Here is an 18,334-nt window from a genome sequence, read left to right as displayed (position 1 = left end):
AAATCGATTCAATTCCAGTTGTAGAAATTCCTAAGAACAAAGACAATGAAACAATATTAATGAAATGAACGATAAAATTACAGACTTATCTGTTTACAGGTTAACATGACGCATTTAGCAAGAAAAGTCCTGAAAAACACGGCTTTTAATAGCTCAAGCATTATCATAAGCGGCATTGGTGGATTAGTTTTCACTGTTATTTTAGCCAGATTACTGCACCCGGAGCTATTTGGCATCTATCATTTGGCTTTATCGGTTGCGCTTGTCACGCTTACGTTTACCGATCTTGGTGTAAACAGAACAATGACAAGATATGTTTCCCATGCATTGGGGAAAAATGACAAGAGCTTAGCTAGGAGTTTTTTCAGGTATTTACTGAAAATAAAATTTTTATTGACAACTTTGACATCTATGGCGCTTATTGCTTTGGCTAAACCCTTAGCTATCTACGTTTTTCACAAGCCCGATCTTATTTTACCCCTGGAGATTGTGGGCATCCTCACATTCTTCTACTCTTTTATGGATTTTCTGGATGGAACCTTTGTTGCGCTTCAAAAATTTCAGTATTCTACGGCAAGGAGTATGATTTATGAGATATCTAGAGTGACTATTATTCCTTTATTTGTCCTCCTTGGTTATTCAGTTTATGGGGCTTTAGTTGGACTTACCCTATCAGTTATCATTGTGGTTTTGGTTCTATTTTTTTTCTTAGCGAAGAGATATTCTTATCTGTTTAAGGGGGAGACGATAAAAATAGATGATCGAAGGGTTTTAAGATTTTTAGGATATCTGACATTTTCAACTCTGGTTTCAGGTCTATTCTTTCTTCATGTTGATGCCATAATGCTTGGCATTCTTATGACTGCCAAGGATGTTGGTTTTTATAAAGCGGCATTTAGCATAGTCACTGCATTCATAAGCCTAGTATCCATCACCTCAGTTCTTTTTCCTGTTTTTACACAATTGGAAGGAGACGAATTGAGAAATGCCTTTGTGAAGGTCTTTAGGTATTCGTCAATATTCGCTTTTCCATGTGCTTTTGGATTAGCTTTCATAGCACGCCCTCTTATACAGGTTATGTATGGGGCAGAATATTTGCCATCAGTGATGCCTTTTTACGCGTTATGCTTGTTGATCCTCATTGTGCCTATGGATTTCTTTAGCATTTTGTTTGATTCAAAAGAAAAACCGGAATATCCTGCAAAAGTTACTGTTATGGCTTCTGGATTAAATATTGTGCTCAATTATCTCTTTATTCTACGGTTTGGATTGATAGGTGCAGCGATTGCAACCTTAACCGCAAGATACTTTGGTGCTTTTACCATGGGTGTCCTGTCAAAGAGAGTTTTAAATATATCCCCCGGATTTGATTCGATTTATAAGCCCCTGTTTTCTTCCTTTGTGATGCTTGCTTTCCTTTATCTGATACCAAGTCCCACAACCCTTTTAGATGGCATAATTGGAATTATCTTTGCTGCGGTTATTTATATTTTAGTGATGCTTTTGATAAAGGGAATAGATAAAGAAGATGTGATCTATTTGAGCGCAGTTTTTGGGCAGCAGGAAAGGTTAAAGAAGATGTATAACGCAGTGGACAGCAAGTTGCAAAGAGGTGTTAAATAACATAACGGTAAAAAGTATCTATAAAAGTGGTAAAAAAGAAAAGATAAAATAAGGTATTTAATAAACTCTTTTTTAGATAAGGTACGGGGTGTCTGTTGCTCTAATAAGGTATTTTCTAAATTTATCGGATTATTGCCTTATTGGACATTTTCAAATCAAAGAAGTGAAATTTTTATCAGTACATCTTGTTGACTTTGGGTTTTTGTATATAAATTTAAAACTCTAACAACTAAAGCGTTTAATTTAAGTGAAGATAAGCTCCATTCCATTCATAATAAAGTAAAGAAAATTCGGGTGGAAAAATGAAAATACTTGTAACAGGCGGTGCAGGCTTCATAGGAAGTCACTTGGTAGACAAACTAGTTGAAATGGGCAACAACGTATTTGTATTGGATAATTTAGAGGAGCAAGTTCATACAAAGAAACCAGAATACCTAAATCCAAAGGCAGAGTATTTGTTTGGAGATATAAGGGATAAGCGTGTTTTGAAAAAAGCTATCGAGGGCGCAGAAGTAATCTTTCATGAAGCTGCTGCTGTCGGCGTTGGGCAGAGCATGTATCAGGTCGAGAAATACGTGGATGTCAATACTATGGCAACTGCGAAACTTTTAGACCTTTTGGTAAATGGTGAGAATGAAGTGAGGAAGTTGATAGTTGCATCTTCGATGAGCATATATGGTGAAGGAGCTTATGAGTGCGAAGATTGTGGCATAGTTTATCCAAAATTGAGGTCAGAGGAGCAATTGAAGAGCAGAAAATGGGAAATGAAATGTTCAAATTGCGGGAAAATTGTTAAAGCAATACCCACAAGTGAGGATAAGCCGTTGCATCCCACTTCGATCTATGCAATAACCAAAAGAGATCAGGAAGAGATGTGCTTGAATATTGGGAGAGCTTATGGCGTTCCTACTGTTGCATTAAGGTATTTCAATGTCTACGGTCCGAGACAATCACTTAATAATCCCTACACAGGCGTTTGTGCGATTTTTTCCTCTAGGATAAAGAACAATAATCCTCCATTAATTTTTGAGGATGGGTTACAATCGAGGGACTTCGTGAGTGTTCATGACATTGTCGAAGCGAATATTTTAGCGATGAAAAAATTAAGTGCGGACTATGAGGTTTTCAATGTTGGGACGGGTAAATCAACCAATATTTTGGAGATCGCTCATACGCTCATAAAACTGTATGGTAAAGAGTTGAAGCCTCAAATTATAAATAAATACCGGGCGGGGGATATACGACATTGTTTTGCTGATATTTCAAGGATAAAGAATGAGCTGGGATTTGAGCCGAAGGTTGCTTTTGAGGAAGGTATAACAGAGCTGGTAGATTGGGGCGAAAAAGAAGAAGCAGTGGACAAGTTTGAAAAAGCTCATGAAGAGCTAAAAGCAAAGGGCTTAGTAGAAGAATAGATAATATGGCTATTTATGGCTATTTTTAGACATAGTTATTCCCGCAAAAAACTGATCAATAACATATGTCTTAACGTCTGATAGAGAAACTAAAATCCTTTATATTGTGAGATGATTTTCTGCCTTGTAGAAAACCTCTATCTAAATGAATATAAATGTTCCTTGGACAACCCCATCGATATTGTATTGTGTGTTGCAATATTTATCTTGATCTCCTTGACCTACTTCTTATGCCTTCTTGGCTTTTCTGCATTTGCAGTTAGGTTTAATGAGGTTTTAGATGAAATACAACCTGATATTGTAAATGCCCATCACGCCTTTGGGAAGAGTTTTATTGCAATGCTAATCTGCAAAAAGAAAGGCATTCCAGTAGTGCTAACTTCTTATTCAGAAATGTTATGGTGGAAAGAAAAAGAAGGGGAGAAAAGCTGGGCAGAAAGATATGATAAAATGTTTAAGTATGTAGCTAAGAATTCTGCTCATATAATCTCTCCAAGTGCGCACTGTGCAAAAGGACCTCTAAAATACGTCTCTGAAGATAAAGTTACGGTTGTGTATAGCGGAATTGACATCCAAACCTATGAAAAATATTTGGAAATAAAAAAAGAAGAAGCAAAAAATAAGATAGGTTTGAAAAACAAAAAGATAGCGTTATTTGTAGGTCAATTACATTGGAGAAAAGGACCACAATTTTTGGCAAAAACAGCACCAAAAATAGTAGAAGAAATTCCAGACTCTAGGATAGTCTTTGTTGGCTCGGATTTAGGAATGAAAAAAGAGATAGAAAAGATTACCGATGATGTAAAAGAAAATATTCTGTTTATGGATTCTGTTTCAGAAGAGGATTTACCTTTATACATACGAGCAGCAGATATTTTAATATTCCCATCAATAACGGAAAGCGAATGTATGGGTATGTCAATGAAAGAGGCAATGTTATTAGAAACACCTGTTATAGGGTTCAAAATTGCTGGAATACCAGAGGCAGTTATTGATGGCAAGACCGGATTTTTAGTAGAAGTAGGAGATTATGAAATGCTTGCAAATAAGACTGTAGAATGTTTAAAGAAAGAGGAATCAATTAGAGAACTTGGAGAAAATGCTAAAATCCGAGCATTAGAATTATTTGATTCAAGGATAACAGGAAGAGGAAGTTTAGAAATTATAAATGAACATCTGCATGAAATATAGGATGTTAGCAATGCTAAAAATCAAACTAGTCGAAGTGGTCATAGATATTTGGAGGCGCGTAGGCGTTCAGTTTGCAGGCACATGGGTAAGTAAGATTCCTGGAGTATCAAGACTGCACACGTACCTTGCAGCTTCGATTCTTAACGGGAAAACTCATGAGGTCGATGGCCAGAAGATGGTGGCGATTTTTGATCCTGCAACAAAGGATTTATTATACTACACAAATAATTACGAACCCCTCATTTCCTCTCTTTTCTGCTCCATGCTTGAAGAGGGTATGGTGGTTCTGGACATCGGTGCTTCTTTAGGTTATTACACATTACTTGCTGCAAAGCGTGTGGGTGATAAGGGGGAGGTGATAGCATTTGAACCGGATCCAGTTGCTTTTTGTGGATTGTTAGAAAATATTCGAATTAATGGATGGAAGAATGTTCGTGCATTCCAGTTTGCGGTTTCTGATTCCAATGGGGAAAGGAAAATGGGCAATTTGACGGCACATAAAAGTTTCGCAATCAAAAATAACACTATTGGTATTATTACCGTAAACACAATCTCTCTGGATTCCTTTTTAGATGTTGATCCTGACATGATTAAGATAGACGTTGACGGAGCAGAGCTAGAGGTTATAAATGGAATGAAAAAGATTTTGGCTAAAGGAAAAGCGAAGATAATATGTGAGGTTACTCCTTTTCACCTCTCTTCTTTGGATTACAGTGCCGAAAAAATTGAAGAAATTCTCAAACAATACAACTATAATATTTATTCGATAACTAAAAGCGGATTAATTCCTGTAACTTCTTTTAAAACGGAGGATGTGTACTTGTTTACAAGGGAAAAGGTAAGGTGATGAAATAGAACTGAAATGTCGCATATAATGAAAGCAGAGTGAGGTAAATGGCAAAAAGTGAATATGAAAGAAGGATTTATAGGGGTATGTAACGTTATGAATAGTAAGTTGCAAAGAGGTAGGAATTGATGGAGAAAAAAGCATTGATAACCGGTATAACTGGGCAAGATGGAGTATATTTAGCAAAGTTCCTTTTGGATAAGGGATATGAGGTATATGGCACATATAGGCGGCTTTCAACGCCGAACTTCTGGCGATTACACTATTTAGATATCTTTGAACGTGTGAGTTTAATACCAGCGGATTTGATTGATGCAGGGTCAATGGTAGAAGCGGTTAAAATTGCTGAACCTGATGAGGCGTATCATTTAGCTGCGCAGAGTTTTGTGGGGGCTTCTTTTGAACAACCAATTGGCACTGGCGAGATAACGGGTTTAGGTGTGACAAAAGTGTTAGAAGCTATCAGGCAGATTAACCCGAAAATAAAGTTTTATCAAGCATCTACAAGCGAATTATATGGAAGAGGGCACTCTTCGAGTTTAACCGAAAACTCACCTTTTCAGCCATCAAGTCCATACGCCGCAGCGAAATTGTATGGTTATTGGCTGACAACGCTCTATAGGGAAGGATACAATATTTTTGCATGTAATGGCATTCTTTTTAATCATGAAAGCCCGTTAAGAGGCTTAGAGTTTGTAACGAGAAAAATATCCAATGCAGTTGCAAAGATTTCTTTGGGACTAGAAAAAGAGCTGCCTCTTGGTAATTTAGAGGCAAAAAGGGATTGGGGGTATGCTCCTGATTACGTTGAATCAATGTGGTTAATGCTACAGCAAAAAGAGCCAGACGATTATGTAATAGCTACAAACGAATCTCATTCTGTGAGAGAATTTGCAGAGAGGGCATTTGATATTGTAGGGTTGGATTGGCAAGAATACACTAAACTTGACAAAAGATTTTTAAGACCCATAGATGTTAATTTCTTACAGGGGGACTATTCAAAGGCAAAGAAAGAGCTAAGTTGGGAACCAAAGGTAAAATTTGGTGAACTTGTGAAGATATTAGTCAAGGAAGATTTGGACAGATGGGAAAAATGGCAAAATGGAGAGGGATTTCCTTGGGATGCCCCGAATTATCCAAGCGAGGCAAGAATACTTACGAGAACTCTAAAGGTGTAGAATTTGTTGGTTTTTTTGTTTCACGAAAAAGGTGAATTCATGATTCCATTAGCAGAGCCTTGTTTAGGAGAGGAAGAACTAAAGAATGTTTTAGAAGCGGTAAAAAGTGGCTGGATTTCATCAAAAGGAAAATTTATCGAAGATTTTGAGCGGAAATTTGCAAGATACTGTGAAGTCGATTATGGTATTGTGACTTCTAATGGAACTGTTTCATTACATTTAGCTTTAGAGGCATTAGAAATAAAAAAGGGAGACGAAGTTATAGTTCCAGATTTAACTTTTGTTGCTGTTGCAAATGCTGTAACCTACTGCAATGCCAAACCCATTTTTATAGAATCTCATCCCGATTATTGGTGTATTGACCCAGAGAAAATAGAGGAGAAAATAACAAAAAATACAAAAGCAATAATTCCTGTTCATTTATATGGTCATCCCTGCTATATGGATACTATTATAGATATAGCAGAAGATCATAATCTGTATGTTGTAGAAGATGCTGCAGAGGCTCATGGTGCTGAGTACAAAGGAAAGAAGGTCGGATCTTTTGGAGACGTGAGCTGTTTCTCATTTTATGGAAATAAAATCATCACAACTGGAGAAGGAGGTATGTGCTTAACGGATAATGGGGATTTAGCAGAGAAAATGAAACTTTTAAGAGACCATGGGATGGATCAAAACAAAAGATATTGGCATGATATCGTTGGGTTTAATTATAGAATGACGAACTTACAGGCAGCAGTTGGAGTTGCTCAGCTGAGTAAACTTGATAATTTCGTGGAAAAGAAGAGAGAGATTGCGAGATGGTATATAAAAGAGTTGGAGGATTTGGCTGATAAAGGGCTGATAACTTTACATCCAGAAATGCCTTGGGCAAAATGCGTCTATTGGATGTATTGTATTTTAGTTAAAGATAAATTTGGTGTGGGTAGATATGATTTGATAAAGAAATTAGGGAACAAAGGGATTGAGACAAGACCTTTCTTTTATCCGATGCACGTCCTACCAATTTACAAAAGCGAAGGAAGATATAAAGTAGCAGAGGATTTGGCGAAGAGAGGGCTCAATCTACCTTCAAGTCTCAAACTGAGAGAGAAGGAAATACTATATATATGTAAAACGATAGGAGAGTTATGTAATTTATGAGGGTTTTAGATTTAGGTTGTGGAAAAAGATGTACAATAGGGGCTCTTATTCCTGCGATGAATGTTTTCCTTATCTTGAGGTGGTTAAATGAAGAGCATGGAATTCGTTGAGAGATTTTCTAAAATCACAGGACTTCTAATTATAAATCAAATATTCGTTTCCCTTTTAAATTATAAAAGTAAGAAGGGGCTTATGATGCATGTATCACAGAAAATTTAAAGATGCAGAATTCCCATTGTATATAAGAGGAAACGTTATAATTCATGGATTTAAAAACATTAAAATGGGAAAAACGTGATAGATATTATATAGTAACATTTATTTAGATGCAGATAAGTTTATTGAAATAGGAGGCTTCACGCATATAGATGTTTTTTCACTTCAATTTAGGGTTATGGTGGTGTCAAGATCAAAAAATGTGCACTCGCTATTTCTTCTGATGTTAAGGTATATTCTCAAACAAACAGACATGATTATGATCTAGAGTTACAGATTGTAGAACAACCAACAAAGTATGCAGAGGTTATAATTGGAGACGATGTGTGGATTGGTGCAAATGTTGTGATATTACCGGGGGTGTAAATGTAGGCGTTCATAGTGTAATAGGTGCTGGTGCTGTAGTTACTGGTGATATACCAGAAAATTCTATTGCTGTTGGAATACCTGCAAAAGTTATTAAAAAGAGGTTTTAAAGCATGTCTATAAAAATACTTGTCTGCGGAGTGGAAATACCACCTCCCTATGGAGGAATGGCTAAGAGAGTATTATTACATACAAGAGAGTGGGTTAGCGAGGGTAATAGGGTTTATTTCCTGACATCAAGAAAGAAGGAAAACGAAGATGCCCTTGATGTCTCTATTAACTTACTCTACGAACAGAGTTCATCAGCAGTAAAATGGCTTTTAAGTTGTTTTTTAAAAAATCCAAATTTGTTTTTAAAAGCATTATCCATGTCATTGCTTTACAATGTTACCGATCTTAGACACCTTCTTGGCTTTTCTGCATTTGCAGTTAGGTTTAATGAGGTTTTAGATGAAATACAACCTGATATTGTAAATGCCCATCACGCCTTTGGGAAGAGTTTTATTGCAATGCTAATCTGCAAAAAGAAAGGCATTCCAGTAGTGCTAACTTCTTATTCAGAAATGTTATGGTGGAAAGAAAAAGAAGGGGAGAAAAGCTGGGCAGAAAGATATGATAAAATGTTTAAGTATGTAGCTAAGAATTCTGCTCATATAATCTCTCCAAGTGCGCACTGTGCAAAAGGACCTCTAAAATACGTCTCTGAAGATAAAGTTACGGTTGTGTATAGCGGAATTGACATCCAAACCTATGAAAAATATTTGGAAATAAAAAAAGAAGAAGCAAAAAATAAGATAGGTTTGAAAAACAAAAAGATAGCGTTATTTGTAGGTCAATTACATTGGAGAAAAGGACCACAATTTTTGGCAAAAACAGCACCAAAAATAGTAGAAGAAATTCCAGACTCTAGGATAGTCTTTGTTGGCTCGGATTTAGGAATGAAAAAAGAGATAGAAAAGATTACCGATGATGTAAAAGAAAATATTCTGTTTATGGATTCTGTTTCAGAAGAGGATTTACCTTTATACATACGAGCAGCAGATATTTTAATATTCCCATCAATAACGGAAAGCGAATGTATGGGTATGTCAATGAAAGAGGCAATGTTATTAGAAACACCTGTTATAGGGTTCAAAATTGCTGGAATACCAGAGGCAGTTATTGATGGCAAGACCGGATTTTTAGTAGAAGTAGGAGATTATGAAATGCTTGCAAATAAGACTGTAGAATGTTTAAAGAAAGAGGAATCAATTAGAGAACTTGGAGAAAATGCTAAAATCCGAGCATTAGAATTATTTGATTCAAGGATAACAGGAAGAGGAAGTTTAGAAATTATAAATGAACATCTGCATGAAATATAGGATGTTAGCAATGCTAAAAATCAAACTAGTCGAAGTGGTCATAGATATTTGGAGGCGCGTAGGCGTTCAGTTTGCAGGCACATGGGTAAGTAAGATTCCTGGAGTATCAAGACTGCACACGTACCTTGCAGCTTCGATTCTTAACGGGAAAACTCATGAGGTCGATGGCCAGAAGATGGTGGCGATTTTTGATCCTGCAACAAAGGATTTATTATACTACACAAATAATTACGAACCCCTCATTTCCTCTCTTTTCTGCTCCATGCTTGAAGAGGGTATGGTGGTTCTGGACATCGGTGCTTCTTTAGGTTATTACACATTACTTGCTGCAAAGCGTGTGGGTGATAAGGGGGAGGTGATAGCATTTGAACCGGATCCAGTTGCTTTTTGTGGATTGTTAGAAAATATTCGAATTAATGGATGGAAGAATGTTCGTGCATTCCAGTTTGCGGTTTCTGATTCCAATGGGGAAAGGAAAATGGGCAATTTGACGGCACATAAAAGTTTCGCAATCAAAAATAACACTATTGGTATTATTACCGTAAACACAATCTCTCTGGATTCCTTTTTAGATGTTGACGGAGCAGAGCTAGAGGTTATAAATGGAATGAAAAAGATTTTGGCTAAAGGAAAAGCGAAGATAATATTTGAGGTTACTCCTTCTCACCTCTCTTCTTTGGGTTACAGTGCCGAAAAAATTGAAGAAATTCTCAAACAATATAACTATAATATTTATTCGATAACTAAAAGCGGATTAATTCCTGTAACTTCTTTTAAAAATATAAAAAACGAAAGTGTTTGTGATATGTACTTTTTTTACAAAGGAGAAGTGATGAAATGGGACTGAAATATCCTATAATAAATGTCCTATAATATGAGATGTCATATAATGAAAGCAGAGTGAGGTAAATGGAAAAAAGAAAGAAACGCCTTTTAAAACTCCTGAGTAAACTAAAGTAAGGTAAGGTGTTTTTTCAGAGATGAAAAGAGAATTAAAAACTAAGAGAGATCTTTGAAGAACTACTGCACTGAAACAAGGATTCCTTGAAGTGGTGGATCCTCATACATAAAAAAGGTTTGATATCCTATTTAATTTAATAGGGGGCGTAGATAGAAAGTCAGATACAAATTTTGATGTAGAAAAGGTATTTTTTTTACATTTACAGCTCCTTTGGATTTGTCATTTTAGATTCTGTATATTGAGCTCTCAACCCAACGTTCTCTCTCAAAGAGCCCCATAGATCTCGCGGTATCTTTTCAATTTCTAAAGGAGTTATGTTAGACATTCCAGCCTCTTTTAACCATACAATAACTTCTGCCATCCAGTGCCAATGCAAATAATAAACAGCATAAGAATCACGTTTCTGCAACCACAAATCATTCCAGTTAGGGTTTTTACCCTGGATCTTTTGCACCAGATAATTTGCTAGTACAATGGGAAATACACCTACTGTTTGCAGGCTTGTGGGCGATTTCGCAATTAATGGTCTAACGAGATGATGGCCAAAAACAACATAAAGGCCCTGTATCAAACTTTTTACTTTCCTTATTCCATAAACCCAGATGTATATGTAGCCCTGGCTTTTAACAAACTTAGAAATACACTTAAATGCCTCTTCTGTCGAATAAGTATGGTGAATCACACCGTGGCTGAATACATAATCAAACGCTCTCTCTCTAAATGGAAGATTGAATAGGGATGCCTGGACGAAATGAAGATCAGGGTATGAAACCGTTTTTTCTCCGAGATTTAACAAACTGAAGTTTAAATCTATTCCAACTACAGTAGATTTTGTATATTCATATATCATAATTGCTTCACGTCCCGCACCACAGCCGACGTTTAATAACATCTTATCTTTAAACCAATCTGCTTCAAGTCCTAGCTCTATTTTAAGGATATAGCGGAGTTCATCTTCAGTATATCCATATTGGAATTCCTGCTCGGTTCCATGAGCTTCCCATTGCTTTGAAAACGCTTTTTGGATGTATACCTCTCCCGGGCGGGGCTTGTTATTTGGAATAGTATAATCTTTGAATTCTTCGAGTTTATCGTTATATCTCCCCAGAAACTCAGTGGTAATGTTAGTTGGGAAATCCAACATTATCGGGATATAATTTATGATTGGGTATATTAGTTTGCATTTATCACATGCCAGAACACCTTCTTTGATGGTTTGACATTCTACCTCGCTTTCACCTTTGCCTATATTTCGCTGAAAATTAATAGCATTAATATTACCTTTACATAGTGGACATACCAGTTCGTTCATTAGTAAAAGATGCATATTGTTTCCTCTACCTATAATAACTATTCCAAGCTTCAGGTTTATATAAAGGTTTAGCTTTTATAAATAATAATGTGTGGAATATGTGGAATATATGGATTTGAAGATGAAGTTCTTTTAAGAAGAATGTGTAGTATCCTTTCACATCGTGGACCAGAAGATGAAGGCTATTTTATAGCTAATAACATATCCTTAGGCCATACAAGGTTAAGCATTATAGATATAAAAGGCGGACATCAGCCAATGTATAATGAGGATGAGTCAATTTGGACGATTTTAAATGGAGAAATATTTAATTACAAGGAATTGCGAAAAAGACTTGAATCACAGCATAAGTTTTATTCCAATTCGGATACAGAAGTATTGGTTCATCTTTATGAGGAATATAAAGAGGAATTTGTTCGTTATCTCAGGGGCCAATTTGCTTTTGCTCTTTGGGACTCAAACAGAAGGAAATTAATTTTGGTGCGGGATAGGTTAGGAATCTGTCCATTATATTATACGATGCTTGATAACAAACTGCTTTTTGCATCGGAAATAAAATCTATATTAGAATATAAAGAAAAACCAGTAGAAATTGATGATAAAGGTTTAATTGATTATCTGCTCTTTCAGGCACCAGTAGGACCTCATACCTTGTTTAAAGGTATTAAAGAATTGCTTCCTGGATATATGATTATCTGTGAAGCAGGGAAGGTTACGTCCAAAAAATATTGGGATATCACAAATTTTGTTCCAGATAACTTTCCAGAAGAATATTATACTCAAGAGCTTATGGAAAAATTAAAAGATGCAGTGCAATCGCATCTGATAAGCGATGTTCCAGTTGGTATGTATCTTTCAGGAGGAATTGATTCAAGTATTATTTTATCTATTATGGGTATCTATTATAAGAGTGCTATCGATACATTCACGTTGGGATTTGATTATAAAGATGTTGACGAGACGGACTATGCGAGAGCAATGGCAGAATACGTTGGAGCAAATTATCATGAAGTAATATTATATCCCGAAATGGTTATGAAGGAGTCTGATAAAATCTTCTGGTATTTAGACGATCCGATTGCAGATTTTGGAGAAATTAAAGACTATTTTTTATCCAAAGAAACACAGAAGCAAGGTATAAAGGTAGTTCTTTATGGCTATGGAGGTGATGAATTATTTGGAGGGTATGGGGGCTATAAAGATAGGGTATTTTGTGAAAAAATCAGGGGACATATACCCAAAACGATCTGTTCAAGTCTCCCAAAAGTTGCTAATTTAATTCCCGTTTCCCTCCCTAAGAGTAAAGGAGTTAAAAAATATTTAAGAGCAATCTCTGATGAAGAACCTTACCTGAGTAATGGTGATTTGTTTTCCTATGATGAATTGAAAACGCTTTATAGAAGAGATAATAGGTTTAATACTCATGGGAGGGATGTAGTTATGAATTATTTTTATAATCCAGAAATTCATGGTTTATTAAATAAATGTCAGTATGTAGATATAAAAATCTATATCGATGCTCACATGCTTCACTTTGATAAAATGAATATGGCTCACGCAGTAGAATGTAGGCACCCCTTTTTAGACTACCACATGGTGGAGACTGCATTTACTATTCCAGAAAATTTGAGACTCAAAAATGGCGTTGAGAAATATATTTTGAGAAAAGCAAGTTTGAAATATAATATTTTACCGGACAGCGTACTAAAAAGGAAGAAGAAAGGATTCATCGCACCACATGAGCGCTGGGTGTCCAGCAACAAAGATTTCAGAGATTTTGTGTTTAACAGTATATCTGATTCAGAAATTATAAATGAAAAATTGAATATAGAAAGAGTTCGAAAAATGATGATTCCAAAACCAGGTCATTGGCATGCGCATAAACTGTGGGGCTTATTTGTTTTGGCTAAATGGTATGAAAGGTATTTGGAGGGATAGATTGAAAATCTGCATGTTCGCTAATGGCTTGCCTGTGCATATAACAGGTGGGATGGAAATACATGTACAGGAGTTAGTTGAGGGTTTAGTTAAAAGAGATCATAAAGTAACAATAATAACAACGAAACATCCAAAAGGAATTAAAAAAGAGGAAAAAGGAAATTTAAGGATTTATTATGTTGGTGATATATCCTTAAAATGCACAAGGAGATTTTATAAAGAATCTTCGGAATTATTTGATAAATTAAATAAAGAAGAAATGTTTGACATCGTACATAGTCAAAGTACATCTGGTTTTGGACTTGCTAAATTCTACCATAAAAAAATATTTCTTATTGTAACTTTACACGGAACTGCATTAAATGAAGTAAAGAGTGCATTAAATACAAAATCAATAAAAGGTTTTATTGTTGCATCTTATATGTATTATACCTATATCCTACTAAGTCAGGTTGATAAAATAACATTAAAAAGAGCGAACAAAATAATCGCAGTGAGCAATGACTTAAAAGAAGATATTAAAAAACAATACAAAATTTCTGAAGAAAAATTGGTTGCAATCCCTAATGGTATTGATGTTAACAAGTTTAAAACAATGGAAGTTACACATCTAAGAGAAAAATGGAATTTAACCGATGAGAAAGTTATAATATCAGTTGGGGCAATAAATAAACAAAAAGGTTTTCACTTGCTATTAAAGGTTTTCCCAGATATTCTAAAGAAGAACAAAAATATAAAATTATTCATCGTTGGAACTGGTCTTTATTTACAAGATTTAAAGGATATGGCTATGAAATTAAATATTTTGGGTAAAGTTGTTTTTACTGGAAGAGTTTCAAATGAAGATTTGCCTAAATATTACAATTTAGCTGATGTCTTTGTGTTCCCAACATTAAGATTAGAGAGTTTTGGATTAGTAACCGCAGAAGCAATGGCTTGTGAGAAGCCAGTTATAGCCTCTTGTATTGGAGGGATACCAACGATAATAGAAAATAATAAAGATGGAATCTTAATTAAGCCAGGGGATTTAAAAGAACTGAAAGAAAGAATTTTAGAGGTTTTAAGTAACGAAGAGTTAGCAAGCAGACTTGGGAAAAATGCCAGAAAGAAAATTGTGGAGAAATTTAGTTCGGACAAAATGGTTGAGGATACGATAGAGGTGTATGAAAAGGTGTTGAATAAATGAACATAGAAGAAAAATTATATGAAAGAATATGGCAAAGTGAAGGTAATGGAAGAGCCAAAATTGATAAAGACTCAAGAGTAGACGTGGCTTTAAAATTAATTGAGAAAGGTGATAGGATTTTGGACATTGGTTGTGGTGATGGAACATTAGGATATTTTGCCAAAAATAATTACCGAGAGGTATATGGTGTTGATATATCGGATAATGCCTTGGAAATTGCGAAGAAAAGAGGTGTGATAACAAAAAAAGTAAACTTAAACGACGAGAATTTACCGTTTAAAGATAATTATTTCGATGCTATTACTTGTTTAGACGTAATAGAGCATGTATTTGAGCCAATAGTTTTGATTAAGGAGATATATAGAGTATTGATTGAAGGTGGGTTGGTAGTGATTTCAACACCAAATGTTAGATATTGGCATCATTTATTTGATTTGGTTATCAAAGGAAAGTTTCCGAAAACTTCAAATAACACGGAACACTATGATGGCGGACATTTGCATTACTTCACATACAAAGATATTGAAACTCTTTTAAAGATAAACAATTTCAAGATAGTCATGAAGGCAGGAGTTTTTGGTAAAGAAACCTTAAAAGAGTTTTTATCCACTGGTATTGTTATTAAAGCGAAAAGGTGAAACTATGAAAATAGCGATGACCGTATCTGGTTACAGTAAAGAAGGTGGTATATCAAGATATGTTTCAGAATTAGCTGAACGTTTCGTGAAAGATCATGAAGTTCATATCTTCTCGTCTGAATGGAAAGATGTTGGAGACGATAATTTGGTATTTCATAAAACTATGTCGATACCAAAACCCCCTAGCATATTTATCCTCTCATATCTTTTCTCAACAACCTTAAACATAAAAGTGCACGATTTTGATATAGTTCAATCTAATGGTGCAGATCGCTTTTCTGCGGATATAATTAATACCATGAGTATACACAAAGCATGGCTGGAAGTATTGAAAAAAGAGAAGTGGAGAACCATCTTTGGTAGAAAAATATTAACCCCAGGTAATTTGATTGTTTTAGCATTAGAAAAATATAGTTATGGTAAAAGAAAATACAAGAAATTGATAGCATGTTCTTCTTCTACTAAACGTGAACTTATGAAGTATTATAATGTCCCAAAAGAAGACATTGAAGTTATTCCCTTGGGTGTGAATTTGGATGAGTTCAGACCTTTGCAGGATAAAAATTTGATTGATTTGAAACAAAAATACGGAATATATGAGAACGATATTGTTCTTATTATTGTTGCAACAGAGTTCCATCGAAAAGGTTTAACTGAATTGATCAAATCTTTGTCTATTGTTAAAAACAAAGAAAAAGCAAATCTGAAATTGCTGGTTGTCGGATCGGGGAAAAATATTCCTTTTGATTATCTTGGACTTATAGAAAAGTTGGGTTTCAAGAATAACATAATCTTTACAGGACCTATAAATAACAAAAAGGGAGATTTAAATAAGCATTATAATTTAGCAGATATTTTTGTTTTTCCTACAAAATACGAAGGATTTGGAATACCTGTTGTAGAAGCGATGGCTGCAGGGTTGCCCGTAGTAACAACTAATACGGCTGCCGGAGAAGATGCTGTTGAACCTGGCAAGAACGGGTTGCTGATTGATGACCCAACCAATGTCATGGAAATAGCAAAAAAAATGAGTACACTCATCGAGGATGAGAGCATAAGAAAGCAGATGGGCAGGAATGCAAGGAGAACTGCTGAAAAGTTTACTTGGGACGATATTGCAAAAAGAACTTTGGAGGTTTATGAAGGTATACTGAAAAGATAAGTGTAGAAATATGACGATTATACTGAAAAAAAAATACTCTTTAATTGAAAAATCAACAACTACGAGTGAGCTACTTTTAAGTTTACTATTAATTTATCTAACAGTTACCATTATAAAAATCTTTTTTGTACTGCAAATACCTTCTCCCTTTATCTTCTCTGATGAAACTGCATATTCAAAAATGGCACTGTCTTTTTTTGAATCTAAAACCTTCTCGTTATGGGGCGTACCCGCAGGCTATCCCCCACCGTTATATCCAGTAATATTATCAATATCCTACATATTTGGAGATATAACTGCCGCATATCCGGTAATGAAAGTCATCAATGCATTTCTATCTTCTTTAATAATCATTCCGGTTTTTCTGATCGCTGATGAGTTTATATCTATTAAGAAATCTTTAATTGTTGCATTTTTATCCTCTTTACTGCCTGCAAGTTTCTCATTCACTTCCACGATAATGAGTGAAAATTTGTTTTATCCATTATTCATGTTCTCCCTCTTTTTTATGATGAAATCAATCATCGAAGACGATAAAAAGTGGGATATCCTTTGTGGATTGTTTATCGGATTATCAATTTTAACAAGAATGCCTGGTCTTGCATTATTGATTATTTTGTTATTCGCTTTATTGGTGAAAGGTATATATACGATTTTGCCAGAAGATGGTATTACTGTAAGAATAAAAATTGGGAAAATATTCCAGGCTTTTATTGATAAGTGGTGCATCTTTTTATCTTCCGCTGTGGTTGCGTTCCCTTGGCTCTTAAGGAATGGCTATTATTTTGGATTCACATCTTATGGATTAACGGGCGAGTCTATCGGCATGGCTGGCGGTATCGCTAAGTATGGTGGATCACAGCCAACAAATATTCCAATAATAGATTTTATCTATTGGGCTGCGATGCACATTGGATATTTCATCTTTGCAACAGGAATAATATTTTTCGCACTTGCTATGCTTCAAACATGGAAAATTGTAACGCAAAAACCAATAAATAAAACTACATATGTGAATATAAAACTTAAAGCCTTTATCCTAATTTCATGGGTTTCTTTTACAACACTTGTATTATTATGTGCATATCACAAATTTCATGGAGGTAATTATCTAATGGGTAGATATCTTGATCCAATTCTACCTGCATTTATAATCATGGGCGCAGTAGGGTTGGATTCATTTACTAAACGGGATTTTAAACCATTTTTTGGCACACTTATCGTTTGCTCAGTGGTATTGGTGTTTATCCCAATAAACTCAATGATACGTGCATTTAATACCCCTGATGCGTATATACTTTTGGTACCACAACGTTTGTATGAAATGGATGTCTTGTCATTCGAACCCAATGTTATCTTTATTAAACTGTTTTTATTGATATTGCCCTTCTTCTTTTTGATTTTAGCCAAAAAGAACGCATTAAAATGGAAATGCATAGCACCATTACTTCTGATATTTTTTGTAACAGGCAGCATGCTGGCATCAGGTGTTATGTATGCTGCATCCACCGATGCTCAGGATGAAATGAAAGTCGGATTATGGTTACATAATCATGCGCCTAAAAATTCGGCGATATTGTTTGATGAGCGAGATGCAGATAGAATGAATTGGGCGATGTGGGGGACGATGTTCTGGACTGATAATATAATAAAAATCGGCAATGTTAGCGCTGTTGAGGCGGATTATGTAGTCTCTCTCCATAGACTAAACTTGCCCTTAGTTCTGGAAGTGGGAACTGAGACCGAAGTTATAAGGTCTTACAATAATCATTATTTTGTTTATAGGTCAAAGTAACA

The 18,334-nt window shown here is 35.3% G+C and carries 16 protein-coding genes; 15 read left to right on the top strand and 1 reads right to left on the bottom strand.

Features of this window, described 5'->3' with window-relative positions; translation table 11 throughout:
* The first annotated feature begins 105 nt into the window (after positions 1-105).
* The 10 genes from PHI74_03850 to PHI74_03805 all read left to right on the top strand — a co-directional run bounded on the left by PHI74_03850 (position 106) and on the right by PHI74_03805 (position 10,187).
* On the top strand, positions 106-1,623 hold the full coding sequence (locus PHI74_03850) for a flippase (protein MDD5485144.1): 1,518 nt from the start codon (positions 106-108) through the stop codon (positions 1,621-1,623).
* Positions 1,624-1,925: 302 nt separating this feature from the next.
* On the top strand, positions 1,926-3,038 hold the full coding sequence (locus PHI74_03845) for an SDR family NAD(P)-dependent oxidoreductase (GenBank protein ID MDD5485143.1): 1,113 nt from the start codon (positions 1,926-1,928) through the stop codon (positions 3,036-3,038).
* A gap of 162 nt (positions 3,039-3,200) precedes the next feature.
* Entirely contained in the window at positions 3,201-4,229 is a 1,029-nt protein-coding gene (locus PHI74_03840; GenBank protein MDD5485142.1) for a glycosyltransferase family 4 protein, read from the top strand.
* 1 nt (position 4,230) lies between these two features.
* Positions 4,231-5,076 carry an FkbM family methyltransferase gene (locus tag PHI74_03835; GenBank protein ID MDD5485141.1) on the top strand — a complete coding sequence of 282 codons (846 nt, stop codon included), beginning with the start codon at positions 4,231-4,233 and terminating at the stop codon, positions 5,074-5,076.
* Positions 5,077-5,204: 128 nt separating this feature from the next.
* Positions 5,205-6,254, top strand: coding sequence for a GDP-mannose 4,6-dehydratase (locus PHI74_03830; GenBank protein ID MDD5485140.1), 1,050 nt, complete (start codon positions 5,205-5,207; stop codon positions 6,252-6,254).
* Between the two features lie 39 nt (positions 6,255-6,293).
* A complete protein-coding gene (locus PHI74_03825) occupies positions 6,294-7,397 on the top strand; it encodes a DegT/DnrJ/EryC1/StrS family aminotransferase (GenBank protein MDD5485139.1) in 1,104 nt (367 codons plus the stop codon).
* Positions 7,398-7,484: 87 nt separating this feature from the next.
* Positions 7,485-7,616, top strand: a complete 132-nt coding sequence (locus tag PHI74_03820) for a hypothetical protein (protein MDD5485138.1) — start codon at positions 7,485-7,487, stop codon at positions 7,614-7,616.
* A gap of 323 nt (positions 7,617-7,939) precedes the next feature.
* Positions 7,940-8,089, top strand: coding sequence for a hypothetical protein (locus PHI74_03815; protein MDD5485137.1), 150 nt, complete (start codon positions 7,940-7,942; stop codon positions 8,087-8,089).
* A gap of 3 nt (positions 8,090-8,092) precedes the next feature.
* Positions 8,093-9,340 carry a glycosyltransferase family 4 protein gene (locus PHI74_03810; GenBank protein MDD5485136.1) on the top strand — a complete coding sequence of 416 codons (1,248 nt, stop codon included), beginning with the start codon at positions 8,093-8,095 and terminating at the stop codon, positions 9,338-9,340.
* A gap of 1 nt (position 9,341) precedes the next feature.
* Positions 9,342-10,187 (top strand): FkbM family methyltransferase, encoded by an 846-nt coding sequence (locus tag PHI74_03805; GenBank protein MDD5485135.1) that lies wholly within the window; start codon positions 9,342-9,344, stop codon positions 10,185-10,187.
* 313 nt (positions 10,188-10,500) lie between these two features.
* On the opposite strand, the gene PHI74_03800 is transcribed toward PHI74_03805, so the two are convergent.
* On the bottom strand, positions 10,501-11,613 hold the full coding sequence (locus PHI74_03800) for a class I SAM-dependent methyltransferase (protein ID MDD5485134.1): 1,113 nt from the start codon (positions 11,611-11,613) through the stop codon (positions 10,501-10,503).
* An 87-nt stretch (positions 11,614-11,700) separates the two neighbouring features.
* Between PHI74_03800 and asnB the strand changes: the two genes are divergently transcribed.
* Genes asnB through PHI74_03775 form a run of 5 tightly spaced genes read left to right on the top strand, consistent with a single transcriptional unit; the run spans position 11,701 to position 18,332 of the window.
* Positions 11,701-13,551, top strand: a complete 1,851-nt coding sequence (asnB, locus tag PHI74_03795) for an asparagine synthase (glutamine-hydrolyzing) (GenBank protein MDD5485133.1) — start codon at positions 11,701-11,703, stop codon at positions 13,549-13,551.
* Positions 13,529-14,737, top strand: a complete 1,209-nt coding sequence (locus PHI74_03790; protein ID MDD5485132.1) for a glycosyltransferase family 4 protein — start codon at positions 13,529-13,531, stop codon at positions 14,735-14,737. Before asnB ends, PHI74_03790 begins: the two co-directional genes overlap by 23 nt.
* Positions 14,734-15,375: a class I SAM-dependent methyltransferase gene (locus tag PHI74_03785; protein MDD5485131.1), complete on the top strand. Its 642-nt coding sequence runs from the start codon at positions 14,734-14,736 to the stop codon at positions 15,373-15,375. Before PHI74_03790 ends, PHI74_03785 begins: the two co-directional genes overlap by 4 nt.
* A 4-nt stretch (positions 15,376-15,379) precedes the next feature.
* On the top strand, positions 15,380-16,537 hold the full coding sequence (locus PHI74_03780) for a glycosyltransferase family 4 protein (GenBank protein ID MDD5485130.1): 1,158 nt from the start codon (positions 15,380-15,382) through the stop codon (positions 16,535-16,537).
* Positions 16,538-16,547: 10 nt separating this feature from the next.
* A complete protein-coding gene (locus PHI74_03775; GenBank protein ID MDD5485129.1) occupies positions 16,548-18,332 on the top strand; it encodes a glycosyltransferase family 39 protein in 1,785 nt (594 codons plus the stop codon).
* Positions 18,333-18,334 lie beyond the last annotated feature (2 nt).

The sequence above is a fragment of the Methanocellales archaeon genome (genome assembly GCA_028715985.1).
Taxonomy (GTDB): domain Archaea; phylum Halobacteriota; class UBA148; order UBA148; family UBA148; genus UBA148.
Note: the sequence above shows the minus strand (reverse complement) of the source record. Positions and strands in the feature narration are given on the sequence as shown.